1 pseudogene is annotated in these 220 nt (G+C 29.1%); it reads right to left on the reverse strand.

The features are described from left to right. Nucleotides 1-88: 88 nt before the first annotated feature. Nucleotides 89-220 (reverse strand): annotated as a pseudogene (locus tag FD46_RS03870) (zeta toxin family protein); the annotation flags it as partial.

The following is a 220-nucleotide window of genomic DNA, read 5'->3' on the forward strand; positions in this document are numbered from 1 at the left end:
TTATCAGTTGAACAAACCGAAGAACTTTTAAAAATATTTGCTGATTATGTTAATGAACATAAACCGGATAAACTAAAAAAAGATCAACCTAATAACTAGGCCGATCGTTTTTATTTTCTGGATCATTTTTAGGTTTAACTTCTGGGTTCTGATCTGCAAAATTCTTTAACTGCTTTTGCACATTTTCTGAACAAGTAATATTTTGATTTATCCAAGGAAA

The sequence above is a fragment of the Liquorilactobacillus oeni DSM 19972 genome, assembly GCF_001436275.1.
Taxonomy (GTDB): domain Bacteria; phylum Bacillota; class Bacilli; order Lactobacillales; family Lactobacillaceae; genus Liquorilactobacillus; species Liquorilactobacillus oeni.